We start from the raw sequence: 22,757 nt of genomic DNA on the forward strand, positions 1-22,757 counted from the left end.
GGTCCATGCTGGCGCCATGGACCCGAATCGCACCTTTGGCGAAATGCCCCTGCCGCTGTTCCAGCCCGCCGCCGACGAGGCCGCGCCGATCCCGATACCCGCGGGCAAGGCGCCGTCCTATCTGGCCGATCACCGCGCCCGGCTGCGCGACCGTTTCATGCAGGGCGGCGCCACCGCCATGCCGGATTACGAACTGCTGGAACTGGTGCTGTTCCGCGCCATCCCCCGCCAGGACGTGAAGCCCCTTGCACGGCTGCTGATCGAAACCTTCGGCGATTTCAACCGCGTCCTGACCGCCCCCGCCGCGCGCCTGGAACAGGTCGCGGGCGTCGGTCCCGCCGTGGTGACCGAACTGAAGATCGTCGAGGCCGCGGCGCAGCGCATGGCGCGGGCCAAGGTCATGCACCGCCCCATCCTGTCCGGCTGGGACGCGCTTCTGGATTACTGCCACACCGCCATGGCGCACCGCGAGATCGAACAGTTCCGCGTCCTTTACCTCGACCGCAAGAACGTGCTGATCGCGGACGAGGAACAGGCGCGCGGCACGGTGGATCACGTCCCCGTCTATCCGCGCGAGATCATCCGCCGGGCGCTGGAACTGAACGCCTCGGCGCTGATCCTGGTCCACAACCACCCGTCTGGCGATCCCACGCCCTCGGACGCCGACATCACCATGACCGCCCGCATCGCCCAGGCCGCCGACAGCATGGGAATCACCATCCACGACCACCTGATCATCGGCAAGTCGCGCGAACTGTCGTTCCGCAGCCAGGGCCTTTTATGACTTCTTCTTTGCTCAAATACCCTGGGGGTGAAGGTCGCGCCAGCGACCGAGGGGGCTGAAAGCCCCCTGCCTGCCCCCGCCTGCGACGAAATGCCCGCGGCAATTTTCCAACATGGGTTGGGCCATGGCCCGGGGCAGGCGGGCTTACCGGCTGGACTGACAGGGAATTGAAGGCTAGAACCGCCGCGCGAAGGCTGCGACAATGCGCGGCCCGGATTGTCGTATCGGCCGGTCCCCGGCCCGAATTGGAGAATGACCCGTGTCCCACGCAGACGAACACGTAGGCACCCGGAGGGATTTCCTCTATTATGCCACGGCGAGCGCAGGCACGGTGGCCGCCGGTGCCGCCGCCTGGACGCTCGTGAACCAGATGAACCCCTCGGCCGATGTCCAGGCGCTGGCCTCGATCCAGGTCGATGTCAGCGGGGTCGCGGAAGGCACCCAGTTGACCGTCAAGTGGCTGGGCAAGCCCGTGTTCATCCGCCGCCGCACCCCCGAGGAGATCGAGGCCGGCCGCGCCGTCCCCCTGACCGACCTCATCGACCAGAGCGCGCAGAACGCCAACGACCCCACGCTGGAAGCCACCGACCAGAACCGCACCCTGGACGAGGCCGGCGAATGGCTGGTCCAGATCGGCGTCTGCACCCATCTGGGCTGCGTGCCCATCGGCGACGGCGCGGGCGATTTCGGCGGCTGGTTCTGCCCTTGCCACGGCAGCCATTACGACACCGCCGGGCGCATCCGCCGCGGCCCCGCCCCGCAGAACCTGCATATCCCCGTCGCCGAGTTCCTCGACGACACCACCATCCAGCTGGGCTGAGGAGGGATCTCGATGGCCGGAATTCCGCACGATCACTACGAGCCGAAGACAGGCTTCGAAAAATGGCTTTACCGCCGCCTGCCGATCGCCGGGGTGATCTATGACACGATCATGATCCCGACGCCCAAGAACCTGAACTGGATGTGGATCTGGGGCATCGTCCTGATGTTCTGCCTGGTGCTGCAGATCGTCACCGGCATCGTCCTGGTGATGCACTACACGCCGCATGTGGACATGGCCTTCGCCTCGGTCGAACACATCATGCGCAACGTGAACGGCGGCTACATGCTGCGCTATCTGCACGCGAACGGCGCCTCGCTGTTCTTCGTGGCGGTTTACCTGCACATGTTCCGCAACCTGTATTACGGCAACTACAAGGCCCCGCGCGAGGTCACCTACATCATCGGGATGCTGATCTATATCCTGATGATGGCCACGGCCTTCATGGGCTATGTGCTGCCCTGGGGCCAGATGTCCTTCTGGGGCGCGACCGTGATCACCGGCCTGTTCGGCGCGGTGCCGGGCGTGGGCGGGGCGATCCAGCAATGGCTGCTGGGCGGGCCGGCGGTGGACAATGCCACGCTGAACCGCTTCTTCTCGCTGCATTACCTGCTGCCCTTCATCATCGCGGCGCTTGTGATCGTCCACATCTGGGCCTTCCACACCACCGGCAACAACAACCCCACCGGGGTCGAGGTGCGGCGCGGCAGCAAGGAGGAAGCGGCCCGGGACACCCTGCCCTTCTGGCCTTACTTCGTGATGAAGGATCTGTTCGCGCTGGGCGTGGTGCTGGTCCTGTTCTTCGCGGTCGTGGGCTTCATGCCCAACTACCTGGGCCACCCCGACAACTACATCGAGGCGAACCCGCTGGCGACGCCCGCCCATATCGTGCCGGAATGGTACTTCCTGCCCTTCTACGCGATCCTGCGCGCCTTCACGGCCGATGTCTGGATCGTGCAGATCGTCCAGTTCCTGTCCTTCGGCATCATCGACGCCAAGTTCTTCGGCGTTCTGGCAATGTTCGGCGCGATCCTGGTCATGGCGCTGGTGCCCTGGCTGGACACCAGCCGCGTGCGCTCGGGCCGGTACCGCCCGCAGTTCAAGTGGTGGTACTGGCTTCTGGCCTTCGACTTCGTGCTGCTGATGTGGTGCGGCGCCATGCCGGCCGAGGAACCCTATGCCACGATCTCGCTGATCGCCTCGGCCTATTGGTTCGCCTATTTCCTGGTCATCCTGCCGCTGCTTGGCGTGATCGAGAAGCCCGAGCCGATGCCCGCCACGATCGAGGAAGACTACCTTGCGCATTACGATTCGCCCACGCGCATGGCCGAGTAAGGAGAGCCACAGAATGATGCTCAGAACCAAGACGCTCTCGGCTGCCCTGGCCCTGGCGATCTCTGCCGGGGGCGCGGCCCTTGCGCAGGACGCGGCGACGCCTGCCCCCGCCCCCCAGGGGACCGGGACGCAGCAATCGTCCGAACCGGCGGCGGCCCCGGCCCCTGCCGGGCAGACGGATGCCACCACCGCCCCGGCCACCTCGCCCGACGCCACGGTCGAGGCCGGATCGGGCCTGTCCCCCACCGGAGAGCGCGCGACCGCGCCCACCCAATCGTCCGAGCCGACCTCGACCTCGCCGCAAAGCGCGGGCGAACAGACCCCGATGGAGGCGCCGTCCGCCCCCACCGTGACGACCGCGCCCGCCGAGGGCAACGGGGCCGCCACGGCGGAAGGCACGACCGAGACTGCCCCCGCGGCCGCCGAAGCGCCTGCCGCCGAGGCCCCGGCCGGGGAAGCGCCTGCCGAGGATCCTGCGGCCGACGCCGCTGGCGAGCCTGCCGGCGACGCCGTCCAGGTTACCCCCGGCGACGAGGCCGCCGTTCCCGCCGAGACCACCGGCAGCGTCGTGGCCGAGGAAGGCCATGACGACATCGAGGGCACGCCCGAGGATGATGCCAGCGCCGCCGAAGGCGAAACCGCGATCGAGGGCGAGGAAGAACACGCCGACAGCCACGGCGCGGTCCATATCGAGGACATCGCCTTCAGCTTCGAGGGTCCCTTCGGCAAGTACGACCAGTTCCAGTTGCAGCGCGGGTTGCAGGTCTATACCGAGGTCTGCTCGGCCTGCCACGGCATGAAGTTCGTGCCGATCCGCACGCTGCACGACGACGGCGGCCCCGGCCTGCCCGAGGATCAGGTCCGCGCCTATGCCGCCAACATGAACCCGATCCTGGATCCCGAGACCGGCGAGGAACGCCCCCGCCTGCCGACGGATCACTTCCCCACCATTACCGGCGAGGGCATGGGTCCGGATCTGTCGCTGATGGCCAAGGCCCGCGCGGGCTTCCACGGTCCCTACGGCACCGGGATCAGCCAGCTGGTGAACGGCATCGGCGGGCCGGAATACATCCACGCGATCCTGACCAGCTACACGGGCGAGGAGGTCGAGCAGGCGGGCACCGTTCTGTACCAGAACACCGCCTTTGCCAGCGGCAACATCGCCATGCCCCCGCCCTTGTCGGACGACCTGGTGACGTATGAGGACGGCACGCCCGCGACGGTCGATCAGATGGCCCGCGACGTGTCGGCCTTCCTGATGTGGACCGCCGAACCCAAGCTGACCTATCGCAAGCAAGTGGGCCTCGTGTCGGTGCTGCTGCTGGTCGCGCTGACCTCGCTCTTGTATCTGACGAACAAGCGGCTGTGGGCGCCCCACAAGCGAAAGTTGCATCAAAAGCACTGATCGACATCTTCACAGAACCGGACGCGCCCCCCTGCGGGGCGCGTTTTTCATTGCTGGACAAGCCGCCCGCTTCCGGCAACATCGCAACCGCAAAGGGAGCGCGCATCTCATGGCCATCTGGAATCTCGGCTCGATCAACATCGACCATGTCTATCGGCTGGACCACCTGCCCCGCCCGGGCGAGACGCTGGCCGCCCGCAGCCATGCGCAGGGTCTGGGCGGCAAGGGGGCGAACCAGTCGATCGCCGCCGCCCGCGCGGGGGCCATCACGCATCACCTGGGGGCCATGGGCACGGGCGACGACTGGATCCTTGAACGGCTGGCGGACCGGGGCATCTGCACCGCCGACATCGTCCGCCTGCCGGGCGAGGTCACCGGCCACGCCGTCATCCTGCTGGACCGCGAGGCCGAGAACGCCATCGTCATCCACCCGGGCGCCAACCGGGCCATCACGTCCGCCATGCTGGAAAAGCCCCTGTCGGCCATCAGGCCCCGGGACACGCTGCTGGTCCAGAACGAGACCAGTTGCCAGGTCGAGGCCGCGCGGATGGCGCGCGACGCGGGCGCCCGCGTGATCTATTCCGCCGCGCCCTTCGACATCGCGGCGGTCCGGGCCATCCTGCCCCATGCCACGATCCTGGCCATGAACGCGGGCGAGGCCGAGGCGCTGTTCGCGGCCATCCCGGACGACCTGCCCGTGCAGGGCCTGCTGATCACGCGCGGGGCCGAGGGGGCCGAATATCGCGATCTGACCACAGGCGCCGTCCATCGCCAGGCGGCCTTCGCGGTGAACCCGGCCGATACGACGGGCGCGGGCGATACCTTCACGGGCTATTTCGCGGCAAGCCTGGATCGCGGGGACCAGATCGCGGCGGCCCTGCGGCTGGCGGCGGGCGCGGCCGCCCTGAAGGTCACGCGGCATGGCGCGGGCGAGGCCATCCCGGGCTTGGAGGAAGTCATCGCCTTCATCGCCAACCGGAGCTAGCCCAGCGAATAGCCCGTTCCGCGCACGGTGCGCACCGGGTTGGTGCCGCCGTTCTGCATCAAGGCCTTGCGCAGGCGCCCCACATGAACGTCGATGGTGCGGGTATCCACATAGATGTCGCGCCCCCAGACCCGGTCCAGCAGCTGCTCGCGCGTCCAGACCCGGCCCGGCTTTTCCATCAGCGTGGACAGCAAGCGGAACTCGGTCGGACCCAGGTGCAGTGCCTGGCCCGCGCGAAAGACGCGATGTTCCGCCGCGTCCAGGATGATGTCGCCATAGGATAGCCGCTCGCCCATGCTGGCAGGCCGGGTCCGGCGCAGCTGCGTGCGCAGGCGCGCCATCAATTCCACCACGGAATAGGGCTTCACAACGTAATCGTCGGCCCCGGTTTCCAGGCCCCGCACGCGGTCGGTTTCCTCGCTGCGCGCCGACAGCATGATGATGGGAATGGACCGGGTGGCGGGATCGGCCTTGACCTGGCGGCAGACCTCGATCCCCGACACCTTGGGCAGCATCCAGTCCAGCACCATCAGGTCGGGCTGTTCCTCCTGCACCAGCAGCAGCGCATCCTCGCCGTTGTCGGCGACGACGACGGCGAAGCCCTCGGCCTCGAGGTTGTATTGCAGCACCTCGCGCTGCGCGCCCTCATCCTCGACCACCAGGACGCAGGGGGATTGGCGTGCCATCCCGCTTAGGCCCTTGCGCCTGCGGCCGGGTCCATGCCCGGCACGCCGTTGTCCTTGGGGCGGCTTTCGTCAGGCATCTCGCCGGTGACCAGATAGATCACCTGCTCGGCGATGGCGGTGGCGAGATCCCCCATGCGTTCCACGTTCTTGGCGATGAAATGCAGGTGCATGCAGGCGGTGATGTTGCGCGGATCCTCCATCATGTGGGTCAGGAACTCGCGGAACAGCGCGTTGTACATCTGGTCCACCTCCAGGTCGCGCTGGCGCACGTCCTCGGCCAGCTGCGCATCGCGGCGGATATAGCTGTCCAGCGCGTCCTGGACCATCTTGCCGACCGCCCCGCTCATCCGGCGGAGCGCCAGGCCCGCGCCCTCGATGGGCGGCATCTGCGACAGGACATGGGTGCGCTTGGCCATGTTCTTGGCGTAATCGCCCACGCGTTCCAGCGAATGAGCGATCTTCATCACCGCCAGGACCATGCGCAGGTCGGTGGCCGTGGGGGCGCGGAGCGCGATCAGCCGGGCCGCGTCCTCGTTTAGCTGCATTTCCAGCGCGTCGATGGCCTTGTCGCGGCGGCGGACCTGTTCGGCCAGTTCCTCGTCGCGGGTTTCCAGGGCGGTGGCGGCGTCGCTGATGGCGGCCTCGACCATGCCGCCCATCTTGACCGCCAGGGCCTGGATGGTTTCCAGGTCGCGGTCGAAGGCCGAGGAGATATGCTTTTCGCGGTTCATCATGGCTGCCCCTTGCTGCCTCAGCCGATCCGGCCCGAGATATAGGCCTCGGTCCGGCTGTCCTTCGGCCTGGTGAAGATGTCGTCGGTGTCGCCGTATTCGACCAGGTTGCCCAGGTGGAAGAAGGCGGTCTTCTGGCTGACCCGTGCCGCCTGCTGCATCGAATGGGTCACGATCACCACGGAAAACTGTTCGCGCAATTCCTCGATCAGCTCCTCGACCTGGGCGGTGGCGATGGGGTCGAGCGCGCTGCAAGGCTCGTCCATCAGCAGCACCTCAGGGCTGGTGGCAACCGCGCGGGCGATGCACAGCCGCTGCTGCTGGCCGCCCGACAGGCCGGTGCCCGGTTCGGACAGGCGGTCCTTGACCTCGTTCCACAGGGCCGCGCCGCGCAAGGCGCCTTCGACGATGCCGTCCAGTTCCGCGCGGTTGCGCGACAGTCCGTGGATGCGCGGGCCATAGGCCACGTTGTCATAGATCGACTTGGGAAAGGGGTTGGGCTTCTGGAAGACCATGCCGACCTTGGCGCGCAGCTGCACGGGGTCTACGCGGCGGTCATAGACATCCTCGCCGTCCAGCAGGATCTCGCCCTCGACGCGCGCGATGGGGATGGTGTCGTTCATGCGGTTGATGCAGCGCAGGAAGGTGGACTTGCCGCAGCCCGAGGGGCCGATGAAGGCCGTCACGGTCTTGTCCAGGATGTCCACGTCCACGTCCTTCAGCGCGTGCTTGTCGCCGTAGAAGACCTGCACCTTGCGGGCCTGGATCTTGATGTCCTTGGGGGTCACGGCATTCTCCACGCGGCGGTTCGTATCGTACATATGTGGACTCCTTTGAGGCAATTACCACCGGCGCTCGAACTTGCGGCGCAGCCAGATGGCCAGCACGTTCATGCACAAAAGAAAAACCAGCAGCACGATGATCGCGCCCGAGGCCCGCTCGATGAAGGCCGGGTCGGACCGCTGCGTCCAGTTATAGACCTGCACCGGCAGGGCGGATGCCGGGTCGAACAACCCCTGCGGCAGCCCCGAGGGAATGTCGCGGATAAAGGCCACCATGCCGATCAGCAGCAAGGGCGCGGTTTCGCCCAGGGCCTGCGCCAGGCCCAGGATCATGCCGGTCAGGATGCCGGGCGTGGCCAGCGGCAGCACGTGGTGGAACACCGACTGCATCCTGGACGCGCCCACGCCCAGGGCCGCGTCGCGGATCGACGGCGGCACCGCCTTCAGCGCGGCGCGGGTCGGGATGATGATGCGCGGCAGCGTCATCAGCGTCAGCACCAGGCCCCCCACGATGGGCGCCGATTGCGGCAGGCCCGCGAAGTTGATGAAGGCCGCCAGCCCCAGGATGCCGAAGACGATGGACGGCACGGCGGCAAGGTTCGAGATGTTGACCTCGATGATGTCGGTCCAGCGGTTCTTGGGGGCGAATTCCTCCAGGTAGATGGAGGCGGCGACGCCGATGGGCACCGCCAGGAACAGCACCACCAGCATCATGTAGAACGACCCCACGATGGCCGCGCCCACGCCCGCGGCTTCGGGGCGCTGGTCGGACGCGTCGGCAAGCCTGAGGAAGTTCCAGTTGAAGCGGGTCACGATCTCGCCCCGATTAGCCAGTTCTTGCGCCAGTTGCAGTTGGGCGGGCGAGGTGTTGCTGTCGCGCGCGGCACTGTCCATCGTCACGCGGCCCTTGAAATACCCGTCGATGCGGCCCCCGGTCAGCACGTCGAATTCGACGGTCTGGCCGACCAGGTCCGGTTCGGCCAGCACGCGGTCGCGCACCTGGGCCGAGGCTTCCTTGGAAATCAGGCCGTCGATGTCCTTGTCCGACAGCCCCTCGATCCGGATGCCGTGGCGCGCGACGGTGGCCTCGACTGCGGCATCCAGCACGCGGCCATAGGACAGGGTCAGCACCTTGGCCATTTCCGCCGGGTCGCGGTTGCCCTTGGGGTCCAGCACGGCCGGGTCCAGGGTCACGGGGATGTTCAGATAGGTCTGGCGGAAGGCCCCCGCCCCGGCTGTCAGGATGGTCGCCAGCAGCACCACCAGCGCGATCATGGAAATCGCGATGGCGATGATCCCATACCAGCGAAAACGTTTCTCGGCGGCGTTGCGGGCCTTGGTGCGCGCGTCCTGCTGCAACAGGGATGCGGGCTTGTGGTCGGGATCATCGGTCATTCGTATTGCTCGCGATATTTGCGCACGATGATCAGCGCGACCACGTTGAGCGCCAGGGTGATGACGAACAGCGTCAGCCCCAGGGCGAAGGCCACCAGCGTTTCGGGCGAATTGAAGTCGCTGTCGCCGGTCAGCTGGCTGACGATCTTGACGGTGATGGTGGTCATCGCCTCCAGCGGGTTGAGGCTCATCTGCGCGGCCGCGCCCGCGCCCAGAACCACGATCATCGTTTCCCCGATGGCGCGGCTGGCGGCCAGCAGGACGGCGCCGACGATGCCCGGAAGCGCGGCGGGCAGCACCACCTGGCGCACGGTTTCCGACGGCGTTGACCCCAGGCCAAGCGCCCCGTCGCGCAGGCTTTGCGGCACCGCGTTGATGATGTCGTCGGACAGCGAGCTGACGAAGGGAATCAGCATGATGCCCATCACCAGACCGGCCGTCAGGACGGACGTTCCCGAATTGCCCAAGCCCAAGGGCTGCGCGAAGTAATCGCGCAGCAGCGGCCCCACGGTGATCAGCGCGAACAGGCCATAGACGATTGTGGGGATGCCCGCCAGAACCTCGATGGCCGGTTTCACGAAACCCCGCACCCAGCGGGACGCGTATTCCGACATGTAGACGGCAGCGAACAGCCCGATGGGCACCGCCACCAGCAGCGCGATGGCCGAGACATACAGCGTGCCCCACAGCAGCGGCAGGATGCCCAGTTGCGAATTGCCCTGAAAGCGCGGCGTCCATTCGGTGCCGAAGAAGAAAGTTTTCCAGTCATAGACCTGGAAGAAACGCCCGGTCTCGAAGACCAGCGACAGGACGATCCCCAGCGTGGTGACGATGGCGATCAGCGAACACAGCATCAGAAGGCCCAGCACCATGCGCTCGACCGCGTTGCGGGCCTGGTATTGCCGGCCGATGCGCGTCACGCCAAGGCCCAGGCCAATCACGGCGGCGACCAGGGCCAGGATGCCGACCACCGGGCCGGTCTCGTCCGTCAGCACGCCCGCCATGCGCAGGATGGCCGCGACGGCCAGCACCCCCAGCGACGGCAGCAGCGCCATCAGCCCGACGCTGGTGCCGTGATAGGTGGGACGGCTGTGCAGCGCGCGGGCATCCGGCCCGGCAGTCGCGAAGGCGCGGCTGCGGCCCAGGATGTAACCGGCGGCGGCCAGCAGGAAACTTGCGAAAAAGGCCCATGACAGCGGCATTCGGGCGGTCCCTTGCGAGAAACGGAAAGGCGGCGGGCGGCACGGTTTTCCCGTGCCGCCCCCTTGGCATTACTGCATGGTGGTCCCGGCGGCCACGGCTTCCTGGGTCGCGGCCAGTTCGGGGTCCGAGACCAGGCCGTATTCGGCCAGCGGGCCATCGGGACCGGCGATCTCGTCGGCCACGAAGAACTGCACGAATTCGGGCAGGCCGGGGATCACCTCGAAATGCGCGGCCTTCACATAGAAGAACAGCGGCCGCGACACCGGGTATTCGCCCGAGGCGATGGTCTCGGTGGACGGCGTGACGCCGCCGATGGTGCCGACCTTCAGCTTGTCGGTGTTGTTTTCATAGAAGGACAGGCCGAACACGCCGATCCCGTTGGGCGAGGATTCGATCCGGGACAGCGTTTCCGTGTAATCGCCGTCGATGTCCACGGCCTTCCCGTCGGTGCGCAGGGTGGTGCAGGCTTCCTCGGCCGCGTCCTCGTCCATGCCCGAGGCGACAAAGGCCTCCATGGCGCCCGATTCCTCGCAGCCGGCCAGGATGACCTTTTCCTCGAAGACCTCGCGGGTGCCGTGCTTGGTGCCGGGGATGAAGGCCAGGATTTCCTGCGCGGGCAATCCTGGGTTCACCTCGTTCCAGTTGGCCGCCGTGTTATCGACGACCTGGCCGTCACGCACCACCTTCGCGGACAGGGCATTGAACCAGTCGGCGGGGGTGAAGGCGAAATCCGGCGCGGCGGCGGCGGTCGCGAAGACGATCCCGTCATAGCCGATGCGCACCTCCATGATGTCGGTCACGCCGTTGGCGGTGCAGGTCTCGCGTTCGGCGTCGCGCATCGGGCGGCTGGCATTGGCGATGTCGATGGTGTTCTCGCCCACGCCTTCGCAGAATTTCTGCAAGCCGCTGCCGGTGCCGCCGGATTCCACGACCGGAACCGGGAAGTCCATGTTTTCGCCAAAGGCTTCGGCCACGATGGTCGAATAGGGCAGCACGGTGGACGAACCCGACACCTGGACCTGATCGCGGGCGGCAGCGGCCGTGGCCGAGGCGGCGATCACGGCCAGGGCCGAGACGGTGAATTTCACGGTGGACATGGATCTCTCCTAAATCTTTCACGCCCAAGCTGGGGGCTGTGCGTGACCTAAGCGCCACAGGTGACGCTTGTGCGAAAGAAGCATGACCCTTTTATGACAAGCGGCGGTTTTTTGAAAGTTCCGCGTCAGTTTTCCGGCGCTCCGCCGATCCGGCCCCGCTGGCCCCCGGTCTGGGCGCGGTCCATCAGCAGGTGGTCGAGGATCACGCAAGCCGCCATCGCCTCGGCCACGGGGACGGCGCGGATGCCCACGCAGGGATCGTGGCGGCCCTTGGTGATGAGGTCGATCTGTTGCCCGTGGCGGTCGATGGTGCGGCGCGGGGTGGTGATGGAACTGGTGGGCTTGACGGAAAAGCGCACCACGATCGGCTGGCCGGTGCTGATCCCGCCCAGAATGCCGCCCGCGTGGTTGGACAGATAGAGGGGACCGTCGTTGCCCATGCGGATCTCGTCGGCGTTGTCGGTGCCGGTCAGGGCGGCGGCACCCATCCCCTCGCCGATCTCGACGCCCTTCACGGCATTGATCGACATCATCGCGGCAGCAAGGTCGGTGTCGAGCTTCGCGTAAATGGGCGCGCCGAGGCCGGGGGGGCAGCCCTCGACCAGCACCTCGATGGCCGCGCCGACGCTGTTCTGGTCCTTGCGGATGGCGTCCAGGTAGTCGGACCATTCCTGCACCGCCGTCGCATCCGGCAGGAAGAACGGGTTTTCCCCGATGGCATTCGCGTCGAACCGCGCCCGGTCCAGATGCAGCGCGCCCATCCGCACCATGTATCCGGTGATCCGCAGATCGGGCAGCAGGTCGCGCAGCACGGCCTGCGCCACGCCGCCCGCCGCGACCCGCGCCGCCGTTTCGCGGGCGCTTGACCGGCCACCGCCGCGATAATCGCGATGGCCGTATTTCAGGTGATAGGTGATGTCGGCGTGGCCGGGGCGGAAGGCCTGGGCGATCTCGCCATAGTCCTTGGACCGCTGGTCGGTGTTCTCGATCATCAATTGTACCGGCGTGCCGGTAGTGCGCCCCTCGAAGACGCCGGACAGGATGCGCACCTGGTCGGCCTCGCGGCGCTGCGTGGTGTGTTTCGACGTGCCGGGGCGGCGGCGGTCCAGGAATTGCTGGATCCAGGCCTCGTCCAGGGCCACGCCGGGGGGCACGCCATCGACGGTCGCGCCCAGGGCGGGACCGTGGCTTTCGCCCCAGGTGGTGAACCGGAACGCGCGACCGAAGGTGTTGAAGCTCATGCGGTGTCCTTGCTCAGGGCTTTGAGTTCATAGATCAGATCCAGCGCCTCGCGCGGGGTCAGGGCGTCGGGGTGGATGTCCTTCATGCGCGCGTCCAGCGGCGACGGCTTGGCCTTCGGCGCGGCAGGCGCAGGCGGCACCGCGCGGAACAGCGGCAGGTCGTCGATCAGCGCGGCGGGGCGGGCCGCGCCTTCGCGTTCGCCCGATTCCAGCGCGTCCAGCACGGCGCGGGCGCGTTCGACCACGGACGCGGGCAACCCGGCCAGCCGCGCGACCTGCACGCCATAGCTGCGGTCGGCGGCGCCCTTGCGCACCTCGTGCAGGAAGATCACCTCGCCGTCCCATTCGCGCACCGCGACGGTGGCGTTTTCCACGCCGTCCAGCTTGGCCGACAGGGCCGTCATTTCATGATAATGGGTGGCGAACAGCGCGCGGCAGCGGTTGGTAGCGTGCAGATGCTCCATCACCGCCCAGGCAATGGAGAGGCCGTCCCAGGTGGCGGTGCCGCGCCCGATCTCGTCCAGGATCACCAGGGCGCGGTCGTCGGCCTGGTTCAGGATCGCGGCGGTTTCGACCATTTCCACCATGAAGGTGGACCGGCCCCGCGCCAGGTCGTCGGCGGCGCCCACGCGGGAGAAAAGCTGGCTGACCAGGCCGATATGGGCGCGGCGGGCAGGCACGAAGGCCCCCGCCTGGGCCAGCACCGCGATCAGCGCGTTCTGGCGCAGGAAGGTCGATTTGCCCGCCATGTTCGGGCCGGTCAGCAGCCAGATCGCGGGGGTGCCGCCTTCGGTCAGCGCGCAGTCGTTGGCGACAAAGTTTTCCGCCTTGCGCCGCAGCGCGCGTTCGACCACCGGATGGCGGCCCCCCTCGATGACAAAAGCACGGCTGTCATCGACCAGGGGGCGCGTCCAACCCTCGCCCGCCGCGATGTCGGCGAAACCTGTGGCCAGGTCGATCTCGGCCAGGGCGCGGGCGGCCTGGCCGATGGGCGCGGCCCGGTCCAGCACGGCCAGACGCAGTCGGTCGAAAATGCCGCGCTCGATCTCCAACGCGCGGTCGCGGGCGTTGAGGATGCGCGTCTCAAGCTCTGACAGTTCCACCGTGGTGAAGCGGATCTGGTTGGCGGTGGTCTGGCGATGGATGAAGGTCGCGTTCAGCGGCGGGGCCATCATGCGTTCGGCATGGGTGGCCGTCGTCTCGATGAAGTAGCCCAGCACGTTGTTGTGCTTGATTTTCAGGCCTTGGACGCCGGCCAGCGCGGCGTAATCCGCCTGCATCCCGGCGATCACGCCCCGGCCTTCGTCGCGCAAGCGGCGGGTCTGGTCCAGATCCTCGTCATAACCGGCAGCCACGAAACCACCGTCTCGCGCCAGCAGCGGGGGTTCGGCCACCAGCGCGTCGTCCAGCAGGCGGATCAGGGCGTCGTGCCCGGTCAGGTCGCGCGCAGCCTCACGCAGCACCGGCGCGGCATCCTCCGGCAACCGCGCCGCGATGGCCGCGCCCTGCGCCAGCCCCGCCCGGATTGCCGCCAGATCGCGCGGCCCGCCCCGGTCCAGCGCCAGCCGCGACAGCGCTCGGTCCATGTCGGGCACGCGGGCCAGCGCGCTGCGCAGGTCGGCCATCAGGCGCGGGTCATCGACCAGCATCGCCACCGCGTCCTGCCGCGCATGGATCAGCGCCAGATCGCGGGAGGGCGCGCTGATGCGGCGTTCCAGCAGCCGCGCGCCCGCAGCCGTCACCGTGCGGTCGATGGCCGCCAGCAGCGACCCCTCGCGCCCGCCCGACAGCGCCTGCGTCAGCTCCAGGTTGCGCCGGGTGGCCGCGTCGATCCCCATCGCTCCGCCCGCGCGTTCGCGCACCGGCGGGCGCAGCAGGGGCAGTTTTCCCCGCTGCGTCAGGTCCAGGTAATCGACAATGGCCCCCATCGCCGCCAGTTCGGCGCGGGTGAACGTGCCGAACCCGTCCAGCGTGTCCACGCCGTAAAGCGCGCAAAGCCGCCGCGCCCCCGCCGCGCTGTCGAAGGCGGATGCGTGCAGGTCGGTCAGCGCCGCCCCGGCCTCCTCGACCAGGTCGCGCAGATCGTGGCCCGCCGCCAGAACCTCTCGCGGGGCCAGGCGCGCCAGTTCCGGGGACAGCCGCGCCAGGGCACAGTCCATCACCTGGAAAGCGCCGGTGGAGATGTCCACCCAAGCCAGCGCGCACTCCTCGCGCACCTGCGCAAAGGCCGCCAGATAGTTGTGCCGCCGGGCTTCCAGCAGCGATTCCTCGGTCAGGGTGCCGGGCGTCACCAGCCGCACCACGTCGCGGGCCACCACCGACTTGGACCCGCGCTTCCTGGCCTCGGCCGGATCCTCCATCTGCTCGGCGATGGCCACGCGGAACCCCTTGCGGATCAGCGTCAGCAGATAGGATTCGGCGGAATGGACCGGCACGCCGCACATCGGGATCGGCTGGCCTTCATGCGTGCCGCGTTTCGTCAGCGCGATGTCCAGCGCGGCGGCGGCGGCGACCGCGTCGTCAAAGAACATCTCGTAGAAATCGCCCATCCGATAGAACAGCAGCGCGCCGGGATTGGCGTCCCGGATCGCCAGGTATTGCGCCATCATCGGGGTGGGCTGATCGGTCATGTCCTTCGTCATGGCGGCGTTTCTAGCCGCTTGCGCGCGCCTGCGAAATCCCTACATTCGACCCCACCTCGGGGGGCCATGTGGCTGAGACGCGAAAGCGGACCCGTTGAACCTGATCCGGCTAACACCGGCGGAGGGAAGGTGACGCTGTCCTTTCTTTCGTGACCCTTATCGAAAGGAGACAGCGATGAAGTATCCCCTGATCCTGGCCCTGCTGGCCGCGACCCCTGTGATGGCGCAGGACAAGCCCGTCCTGACCGTCTACGCGGGCGAATCCATCACCAGCGAATGGGGTCCGGGTCCCAAGATCGAGGAAGGATTCGAGGCCTTCTGCGCCTGCGACCTGCGCTTCGTCACCGGCGACGAGCTGTCGCGCATCCTGATGGAGGGCGAAAAGACCGAAGCCGACATCGTCTTCGGCCTGAACACCGACGTGACCGCCCGCGCCCGCGCGTCCGGCCTGTTCGCGCCGCACGGGCAGGACACGACCGGGTTGTCGCTGCCGATCGCATGGACGGACGACATTTTCCTGCCCTACAACTGGGGCGAGACGGCCTTTGTCTATGACGAAACCCGCCTGGAAAACCCGCCGAAAAGCTTTGCCGAACTGTTGGACGCGCCCGACGACCTGAAGATCGTGATCCAGGATTCGCGGTCTTCGGTCAGCGGCCTGGCGCTGCTGCTGTGGGTGAAATCAGTCTATGGCGACGACGCGCCCGAGGCTTGGGCCAAGCTCGCCCCCAAGGTGCTGACCGTGACGAAGGGCTGGTCCGAATCCTACGGCATGTTCACCGAAGGCGAGGCCGACATGGTGCTCTCCTACACCACCTCGCCCGCCTATCACGTCTCGGCCGAGGATGACCCGACCAAGAAGGCCGCGATCTTTCCCGAAGGCCATTACTTCATGGCCGAGGTCGCGGCCCAGGTCCGCACCACCGACCAGCCGGAGCTGGCCCAGAAGTTCATGGACTGGATCCTGACGCCCGAGTTCCAAACGACCATCCCCCTGGCCAACTGGTCCCTGCCCGCCAAGCTGCCGCAAGACGAATGGCCGCAGGTCATGCGCGAGTTGCCGCGCCCCGAAAAGACCCTGTTCTATTCCGAGGACGAAGCCGAGGCGCTGCGCCAACCCGCGCTTGACGAATGGCTGCGGGCATTCTCGGGCTGACGCGGGCCGAGGCGGGGGGCGCGGCTGCCGCCACCGGCCTTGCGGTCCTGATCGGGGGCACGCTGGCCGCCGTGGCGTGGCAGGCGCAGGGTCTGGCGGGGCTTGGCCCGTGGGACTGGCGGGCGGTCCGGTTCACGCTGTGGCAGGCGGCGGTGTCGGCCACACTGTCGGCGATGCTGGCGGTTCCCGTGGCCCGCGCCCTGGCACGGCGGCGCTTTGTCGGGCGCTCGGCGCTGGTGACACTGCTGGGCGCGCCCTTCATCCTGCCGGTGATCGTGGCGATCATGGGGCTGGTTGCGGTGTTTGGCCGCAATGGCGCGGTGAATGACGCAGCCCGCGCCCTGGGCCTGCCCGAGATCTCGATCTATGGCTGGCAGGGGGTGATCCTGGCGCATGTGTTCTTCAACCTGCCCTTGTCGGTGCGGCTGATTCTGCAAGGCTGGCAGGCGATCCCCGCCGAACGCTTCCGCCTGGCCGCATCCTTGGGCTTTGGCCCCCGCGACGTGGCGCGCCACCTGGAACGGCCCATGCTGCGGGCGGTGTTGCCGGGCGTGTGGCTCGCGGTGTTCCTGGTTTGCCTGACCAGCTTCACCGTGGCCCTGGCGCTTGGCGGCGGGCCGCGCGCGACCACGGTGGAACTGGCGATCTACCAGGCCTTCCGCTTCGACTTCGACCTGGGCCGGGCGGCGAGCCTGGGGCTGATCCAGATCGCGATCTGCGTTGCGGCGATGGCGCTGGCCCGCTGGATCGCGATCCCGGCAGCGTTCGGCGCGGGACTGGACGCGGACCACAGGCCTACCGCGCCAGGGGGGTGGCGCCGGGTCAGCGATGCGCTTGTGATCACAGGCGCCGCCGGGTTCCTCCTCTGGCCGATGGCCGCCGTCACCCTGCGCGGGCTGCCGCGAATCCCCGCCCTGCCGCCCGAGGTCTGGGAGGCGGCAGCGCGGTCCGTGGCGATGGCGCTGATCTCGGCCACGCTGGCCTTGGTGCTGTCGCTGACCCTGGCCCTCTCGCTGGCGCGGGGGCGGATGCGGTGGGTGGAAACGGCGGGGATGCTGCCGCTGATCGCCTCGCCGCTGGTGCTGGGGACGGGGCTGTTCATCATCCTGCGCCCTTGGGTCGGGCCGCAGGCGCTGGCCCTGCCGGTGACGGTGGCGATCAATGCGGTGATGGCCCTGCCCTTCGGGTTGCGCGCGCTGATCCCGGCGGCGCGGACGCTGCACGGCGATTACGGGCGGCTGGCCGATTCGCTGGACCTGCGGGGCTTCGCGCGGCTGCGGCTCTTGACCCTGCCGCGCCTGGCCCGGCCCTTGGGCTTTGCGGGCGGGCTGGCGGCGGCGCTGGCCATGGGGGATCTGGGCGTGATCACCTTGTTCGGAGGCGACCGGCCGACGCTGCCCTTGCAGCTGTATCAGTTGATGAATTCCTATCGCATGGACGAGGCCGCGGGTTGCGCGGTGCTGCTGATGGCGATCAGCTTCGGCCTGTTCTGGGCCTTCGACAAGGGGGGCCGCCTTGCTTGAGTTCGACGCCGTCCGCGTCACGCGCGGCCCCTTCACCCTGTCCGCCGACCTGAGCGTGCCCAAGGGCGCGCGGGTAGCGGTGATCGGCCCGTCGGGGTCGGGAAAATCCACGCTGCTGTCGCTGGCGGGCGGGTTCCTGGCGCCAGACCGGGGGCGGATCCGGGTGGAGGGGCGCGACATCACCGTTCTGCCGCCGGGGCAGCGCCCGGTGTCGATGCTGTTCCAGGACCAGAACCTGTTTCCGCACCTGACGGTGGCGCAGAACGTGGGCCTTGGCCTGCGCCCCGACGGGCGCTTGTCCGATCCGCAGCGCGCCCGCGTGGCGCAGGTTCTGGACGAGGTGGGGCTGGAAGGGATGGAGGACCGCCGCCCCGCGAACCTTTCGGGCGGACAGCAGGGCCGCGTGGCGCTGGCGCGCGTCCTGCTGCGCGCCCGGCCCCTGCTGCTGCTGGACGAGGCCTTCGCGGCGCTTGGCCCCGCGCTCAAGGCCGAGATGCTGGCCCTGCTGGGCCGCATTGCGGACCAGACCGGGGCCACGGTGCTGATGGTCACCCATGACCCGGATGATGCCCGCAGCTTCGCGCCGCAGACGATCCTGGTCGAGGGCGGCGTGGCCCATCCCCCGGTGCCCACGGGGCCGCTGCTGGACGACCCGCCGCCGGGATTGCGGGCTTATCTGGGGTGATCCCGACGGCTGCCGGGCGGGAAAAGGAAACGTATACGTTTCCCCCGTCCGCGATGTGACGGTGCAATCGGAAACGGTGCAACCACATGACCACGAGAGGCCGGCGCCCGACCCGAGGGGGGCGTGAAGCGCCCGCCTGGGGGCGGGGCGGGCGCTGGCCGGGCCTTTGAGGCCCGGCGGTTCAGGTGGATAGGTCACGAGGTGGCAAAGGCGATGGCCTTTGCCAGTCGGCATCACAGGTTGAACACCCGCTCCGGCTGCACCAACCCGCCCTGGTACCGCCCGATGCAGACCGGTCCCTTGGCGTCCGACACCCAGACCAGATCGCCCCACTCCGCCGCGCCCGTCACTTGCCCCGGATTGCCGTTGCGGATGCGCACCGCGCCCTCGGGCGTGGCGCGCAGCATGGGCAGGTCGGCCAGCGCGACCTCCAGCGGCAAAAGCCGCGCGTCCAGCCAGTCCTGCGCCTCGCGGTCGATCCTGTCGAAGGGCACCGCGTCCTCGGCGTCAAAAGGCCCCGACCAGGTGCGTCGCAGATGGGCGACATGGCCCAGGCAGCCCAGGGCACGCCCCAGGTCGCGGGCGATGGAGCGGACATAGCCGCCCTTGCCGCAGACCATCTCCAGCCGCGCGGTGTCGCGATCGCAATCCAGCAGGGTCAGGCTTTCCACCCACAGGGGGCGGGCGGCGAGATCCAGTTCCTCGCCCTCGCGCGCCAGGTCATAGGCGCGCTCGCCATCCACCTTGACGGCGGAAAAGGCCGGGGGAACCTGCATGATGTCGCCGGTGAAGGCGGGCAATGCGGCCTGAATGGCGGCGCGGTCGGGGCGAGCGTCCGACCGGCGCAGCACCTCGCCCGAGGCATCGTCGGTCGCCGTCTCGGCCCCCCAGTTGACCGTGAAGTCATAGCATTTCAGCGCGTCGGTCACGGTGGCGACGGTCTTGGTCGCCTCGCCCAAGGCCACGGCCAGGACGCCCGTCGCGTTGGGGTCCAGCGTGCCCGCATGGCCCGCCTTTTTCGCGTCCAGCGCCCAGCGGACCTTGGCCACGACGGCCGTCGAGCCGACGCCCGCGGGCTTGTCCACGATCAGCCAGCCATTGATGTCGCGGCCCTTCTTGCGTGCCATGTCGAACCCTCGCCTTGCAAAGGCGGCGGCATAGCGTCAACCGGCGCCGTCCACCAGCCCGATGATCGGTCCCAAGGATCGCCCGAAATCCGCCCGGTTCACCCCCGGCGCGTAAAGCCTGCTGATGGAGCCGTCGAAATAAAGGGCGTCGCGCACCCCAAGCCCGTCGCGGAACAGCCGCCCGAACTCGTGGAAGGTCACCGCGCGGTCGGAAATCGCGAACCACGCCGTCTGCCCGTCGGGCGAGACGCCGACGCCGTTCCGCACGTACCGGCTGTCCGAATCGACCAGGAAGCGCGGGTGCAGGTCGCCGTCGATCACCAGCATCGGCCCGGATTGCGTGGCCAGGCGGCAAGGGGGACGGGCATCCGCAAAGGCGCGGCTTTCGATCACCTGGAAGGGACGCGCGCCACCGGTGCAGAAAACCCCGTTGGGCAACATCCCGAAGTTGTCGCGGCTGGCCCCCGTGACGATGGGCTGCAGTTCCACCCCGTCGATCACCAGCAGGCCCACGGGGCGATAGTCGGCGTGATACATGCCCGCGTTCATCGCGAAGGCCAGGCTTTCGCCCTGCGCCAGCGTGGCGCGGACATTGGCGAAGTTGCGCAGGGGCTGGCCGTCCGGCCCGTCCTGCCACAAGCGCAGCGCGGGTTCCTGCGCGGCAGTGACCTCGCACACCACATAGCCCTGCCCGTCATGGCTCATGCGCCCGCAGCCGTCCGCCGCCACCGGGATCGCCCAGGCCAGCAGCATCCCCAGGGCCACGCCCAAGGAGCGCCAGTCAATTGGCATCGTCACCCTCGTCCGCGCCTTCCACGTCGCGGCGGACGCGCTCGTCGGCGAACAGGCGGCGGGTGTCGTCCATGCGGTCGAAGGTCTCGTCCTGCTGGAACCGCAATTGCGGCGCGTATTTCAGCGTCATGGCCTTGGCGACCAGATGCCGCAATTCGGGCGTGTTGCGGCGCAGCGCGGCCAAGGCTTCCTCGGCCCCATGGCCGCCTAGGGGCAGGACATAGGCCGTGGCGACCTTGAGGTCGGTGGACATCCGAACCTCGCCCACGGTGATGGAATGGCGGTTCAGGTCCGGGTCGTGGACATCGGCGCGCGCCAGCACGTCGGACAGGGTGCGGCGGATCAGCTCGCCCACGCGGAGCTGGCGCTGCGAGGGGCCGGAGCCATGGGAATAACGGTTCTGTGCCATGCGTCCCGATGTAGGGGGTCGCGGGCCGCGCCGCAACGGGATATGACGCGGGCAAAGAGTGGAGGCCCGCATGAGCGACTTGCAGAACACCGACGCGCCCGCCCTGCCGGGGATCGTCGTCACCGGCGCCTCGGGGCGGATGGGGCGGATGCTGGTGCGGCTGATCGCGGAGAACCCCGCCGTGCGGCTGGCGGGTGCGCTGGAGCGGCAGGGCCATGCGTGGATCGGCCGCGACGTGGGCGAGGCGATGGGCGGGGCGCCCCTGGGCGTGACGGTCAGCGACGACGCGGTGGCGGCCATCGCGCAGGCGCAGGCGGTGATCGACTTCACCGCGCCCGCCGCGACCGTAGGTTTCGCCGAACTGACCGCGCAGGCCCGTGCCGTGCACGTGATCGGCACCACGGGGCTGGAGGCGGCGCATCTGGACCGCCTCAAGGCCGCCGCCCGCCATGCGCCCATCATCCGCGCGGGGAACATGAGCCTGGGGGTGAACCTGCTGGTGGGCCTGACGCGCAAGGTCGCCGCTGCCCTGGGGACCGATTGGGACATCGAGGTGGTCGAGGCCCATCACCGCATGAAGGTCGATGCGCCGTCCGGGACCGCGCTGATGCTGGGCGAGGCCGCCGCCGAAGGGCGGGGTCGGACCCTGGCCGAAGTGCGCACGCCCGCCCGCGAGGGGATCACCGGCGCGCGGGTGCCGGGGTCCATCGGCTTTGCCGCCATCCGCGGCGGCGACGTGGTGGGCGAGCATGACGTGATCTTCGCGGGCGCCGGCGAACGGATCGTGCTGCGCCACCTGGCGACGGACCGCGCGATCTTCGCGCGCGGCGCCATCCGCGCGGCGATCTGGGGCCAGGACAAGGGGCCGGGGGAATACGACATGCAGGATGTGCTGGGGTTGAATTGAGGGCGTGATGGTGGGGTGAAACCCCACCCTACGCTTGCCGGGCGGGATCAGGAAATGCACTGCATTTCCCCCGCACGCAATTCGACAGTGCAACCAAAGACGGCGCAATCCCACGACCACGAGAGGCCAGCGCCCGACCCGGTGGGCGTGAAGCGCCCGCCAGGGGCGGGGCGGGCGCTGGCCGGGCCTTTGAGGCCCGGCGGTGCAGGTGGATAGGGCATCGGGTGGCGAAGGCGATGGCCTTCGCCAAGGATGCCTTGGTCGGCCTATAGAGGATGTGGTGATGAGTGGTGGGGTGGAACCCCACCCTACAAGGCACCGTAGGGTGGGGTTCCACCCCACCACTTACCCTCACGGTTGGATCGTGCAGCAGCCCGACAGCATCCTCGGGCTGTCCCCATGGATCACCAGCGTCGCGGACAGGCCGAACAGCCGGTCCGACATGCCGTCCGAACAGATCTGCGGATGCGCAAACAGCGTCATGTCCCGCGCCACCACCACCCGAGACGGATCGCGGAAGACGCCCGTGTCCAGCACCGCCTGCACGGGGCGGCGGTCGCCCGCCTGATCCTCGGGTGTGCGCAGGACCAGATCGCCGCCCTCGCGCTTGGCGTCCCAGAACGGCTCGGTCCCCAGGCAGCGGAACGCGGCGGGCACCGCGTCCGGCTGCCAGACATCGGTGCGATAGGAAAGGTATCGCATCGACACCCAGCCTGACTGCCCGGCGGTGTTCACCCGGCCCCAGCCTTCGCGTTCCTCGACCACCTCGATCGCCTTGGCGTCGCGGGCCAGGGTGCCGATGATCGCGGCCTTGGCATCCGGTTCGGCACGGATGTTCAGGACATCGTTGGCGGCCACTCCAGAAACGTCGAACAGGGTGGGCAGGATGTATTCCTGCGTGGCCAGGGCGGGGCTGGACAGGGCCAGAACAAGGGCAAGGGTTGTGCGGAACATGGGTGTAGCCTCCTGGTCTCAGTCTAGCCGTTTCGGCGCCACATGCCAGCGGGTCGGTTCACGGATGGTTCCCCCCGCGCGACGAAGCCGCTAGAAAC

At 68.4% G+C, this 22,757-nt stretch carries 21 protein-coding genes and 1 riboswitch; of the genes, 9 read left to right on the top strand and 12 right to left on the bottom strand.

Features of this window, described 5'->3' with window-relative positions; genetic code table 11:
* Positions 1–16 precede the first annotated feature (16 nt).
* The 5 genes from radC to GIY56_RS10210 all read left to right on the top strand — a co-directional run bounded on the left by radC (position 17) and on the right by GIY56_RS10210 (position 5,329).
* The gene (gene radC / locus GIY56_RS10190) at positions 17–784 is read left to right on the top strand and encodes a RadC family protein (protein ID WP_154764734.1); all 768 of its coding nucleotides are present in this window, start codon (positions 17–19) and stop codon (positions 782–784) included.
* Positions 785–1,043: 259 nt separating this feature from the next.
* Positions 1,044–1,604: a ubiquinol-cytochrome c reductase iron-sulfur subunit gene (gene petA, locus GIY56_RS10195; RefSeq protein WP_328288507.1), complete on the top strand. Its 561-nt coding sequence runs from the start codon at positions 1,044–1,046 to the stop codon at positions 1,602–1,604.
* A gap of 12 nt (positions 1,605–1,616) precedes the next feature.
* Complete coding sequence (gene petB / locus GIY56_RS10200) at positions 1,617–2,939, top strand: cytochrome b (RefSeq protein WP_154764735.1); 1,323 nt, start codon at positions 1,617–1,619, stop codon at positions 2,937–2,939.
* 643 nt (positions 2,940–3,582) lie between these two features.
* Entirely contained in the window at positions 3,583–4,344 is a 762-nt protein-coding gene (locus GIY56_RS18520) for a cytochrome c1 (RefSeq protein ID WP_328288518.1), read from the top strand.
* A 109-nt stretch (positions 4,345–4,453) separates the two neighbouring features.
* Positions 4,454–5,329 (top strand): ribokinase, encoded by an 876-nt coding sequence (locus GIY56_RS10210; protein ID WP_154764737.1) that lies wholly within the window; start codon positions 4,454–4,456, stop codon positions 5,327–5,329.
* Here the strand turns inward: GIY56_RS10210 and phoB are convergent.
* The 8 genes from phoB to mutS all read right to left on the bottom strand — a co-directional run bounded on the left by phoB (position 5,326) and on the right by mutS (position 15,094).
* Positions 5,326–6,015, bottom strand: coding sequence for a phosphate regulon transcriptional regulator PhoB (phoB, locus tag GIY56_RS10215; protein WP_154764738.1), 690 nt, complete (start codon positions 6,013–6,015; stop codon positions 5,326–5,328). The genes GIY56_RS10210 and phoB overlap by 4 nt on opposite strands.
* A gap of 5 nt (positions 6,016–6,020) precedes the next feature.
* Positions 6,021–6,746: a phosphate signaling complex protein PhoU gene (gene phoU, locus GIY56_RS10220; RefSeq protein WP_154764908.1), complete on the bottom strand. Its 726-nt coding sequence runs from the start codon at positions 6,744–6,746 to the stop codon at positions 6,021–6,023.
* 20 nt (positions 6,747–6,766) lie between these two features.
* Positions 6,767–7,567: a phosphate ABC transporter ATP-binding protein PstB gene (gene pstB, locus GIY56_RS10225; protein ID WP_154764739.1), complete on the bottom strand. Its 801-nt coding sequence runs from the start codon at positions 7,565–7,567 to the stop codon at positions 6,767–6,769.
* Between the two features lie 21 nt (positions 7,568–7,588).
* Positions 7,589–8,923, bottom strand: coding sequence for a phosphate ABC transporter permease PstA (gene pstA, locus GIY56_RS10230; protein ID WP_154764740.1), 1,335 nt, complete (start codon positions 8,921–8,923; stop codon positions 7,589–7,591).
* The gene (pstC, locus tag GIY56_RS10235) at positions 8,920–10,125 is read right to left on the bottom strand and encodes a phosphate ABC transporter permease subunit PstC (RefSeq protein ID WP_154764741.1); all 1,206 of its coding nucleotides are present in this window, start codon (positions 10,123–10,125) and stop codon (positions 8,920–8,922) included. Before pstC ends, pstA begins: the two co-directional genes overlap by 4 nt.
* 69 nt (positions 10,126–10,194) lie before the next feature.
* Positions 10,195–11,223, bottom strand: a complete 1,029-nt coding sequence (locus tag GIY56_RS10240) for a substrate-binding domain-containing protein (protein WP_154764742.1) — start codon at positions 11,221–11,223, stop codon at positions 10,195–10,197.
* 125 nt (positions 11,224–11,348) lie between these two features.
* On the bottom strand, positions 11,349–12,464 hold the full coding sequence (aroC, locus tag GIY56_RS10245; protein ID WP_154764743.1) for a chorismate synthase: 1,116 nt from the start codon (positions 12,462–12,464) through the stop codon (positions 11,349–11,351).
* Positions 12,461–15,094, bottom strand: a complete 2,634-nt coding sequence (gene mutS, locus GIY56_RS10250) for a DNA mismatch repair protein MutS (protein ID WP_154764909.1) — start codon at positions 15,092–15,094, stop codon at positions 12,461–12,463. Before mutS ends, aroC begins: the two co-directional genes overlap by 4 nt.
* Positions 15,095–15,153: 59 nt before the next feature.
* Positions 15,154–15,250: riboswitch (TPP riboswitch) on the top strand.
* A gap of 31 nt (positions 15,251–15,281) precedes the next feature.
* Here mutS and GIY56_RS10255 point away from each other — a divergent pair.
* The 3 genes from GIY56_RS10255 to GIY56_RS10265 are packed head-to-tail and all read left to right on the top strand — an operon-like array spanning position 15,282 to position 18,470.
* Complete coding sequence (locus GIY56_RS10255; protein ID WP_154764744.1) at positions 15,282–16,262, top strand: thiamine ABC transporter substrate-binding protein; 981 nt, start codon at positions 15,282–15,284, stop codon at positions 16,260–16,262.
* Positions 16,238–17,785 (top strand): thiamine/thiamine pyrophosphate ABC transporter permease ThiP, encoded by a 1,548-nt coding sequence (locus GIY56_RS10260; protein WP_154764745.1) that lies wholly within the window; start codon positions 16,238–16,240, stop codon positions 17,783–17,785. Before GIY56_RS10255 ends, GIY56_RS10260 begins: the two co-directional genes overlap by 25 nt.
* Positions 17,778–18,470 (top strand): thiamine ABC transporter ATP-binding protein, encoded by a 693-nt coding sequence (locus GIY56_RS10265; RefSeq protein ID WP_154764746.1) that lies wholly within the window; start codon positions 17,778–17,780, stop codon positions 18,468–18,470. Before GIY56_RS10260 ends, GIY56_RS10265 begins: the two co-directional genes overlap by 8 nt.
* A gap of 233 nt (positions 18,471–18,703) precedes the next feature.
* Here GIY56_RS10265 and truB read toward each other — a convergent pair whose 3' ends face one another.
* From truB to rbfA, 3 genes are read right to left on the bottom strand one after another with little or no spacing between them, the layout of a single operon-like run.
* Positions 18,704–19,597: a tRNA pseudouridine(55) synthase TruB gene (gene truB / locus GIY56_RS10270; protein ID WP_154764747.1), complete on the bottom strand. Its 894-nt coding sequence runs from the start codon at positions 19,595–19,597 to the stop codon at positions 18,704–18,706.
* 36 nt (positions 19,598–19,633) lie between these two features.
* Positions 19,634–20,389, bottom strand: a complete 756-nt coding sequence (locus GIY56_RS10275) for a phosphodiester glycosidase family protein (RefSeq protein ID WP_154764748.1) — start codon at positions 20,387–20,389, stop codon at positions 19,634–19,636.
* Entirely contained in the window at positions 20,379–20,798 is a 420-nt protein-coding gene (rbfA, locus tag GIY56_RS10280; protein ID WP_154764749.1) for a 30S ribosome-binding factor RbfA, read from the bottom strand. The genes GIY56_RS10275 and rbfA overlap by 11 nt, the downstream gene beginning before the upstream one ends.
* Positions 20,799–20,868: 70 nt before the next feature.
* On the opposite strand from rbfA, the gene dapB reads away from it, so the two are divergent.
* Positions 20,869–21,705 (top strand): 4-hydroxy-tetrahydrodipicolinate reductase, encoded by an 837-nt coding sequence (gene dapB / locus GIY56_RS10285; protein ID WP_154764750.1) that lies wholly within the window; start codon positions 20,869–20,871, stop codon positions 21,703–21,705.
* 351 nt (positions 21,706–22,056) lie between these two features.
* On the opposite strand, the gene GIY56_RS10290 is transcribed toward dapB, so the two are convergent.
* Positions 22,057–22,659, bottom strand: a complete 603-nt coding sequence (locus GIY56_RS10290; protein WP_154764751.1) for a COG3650 family protein — start codon at positions 22,657–22,659, stop codon at positions 22,057–22,059.
* Positions 22,660–22,757: the final 98 nt, after the last annotated feature.

Source organism: Paracoccus lichenicola (assembly GCF_009708075.1).
Classification (GTDB): domain Bacteria; phylum Pseudomonadota; class Alphaproteobacteria; order Rhodobacterales; family Rhodobacteraceae; genus Paracoccus; species Paracoccus lichenicola.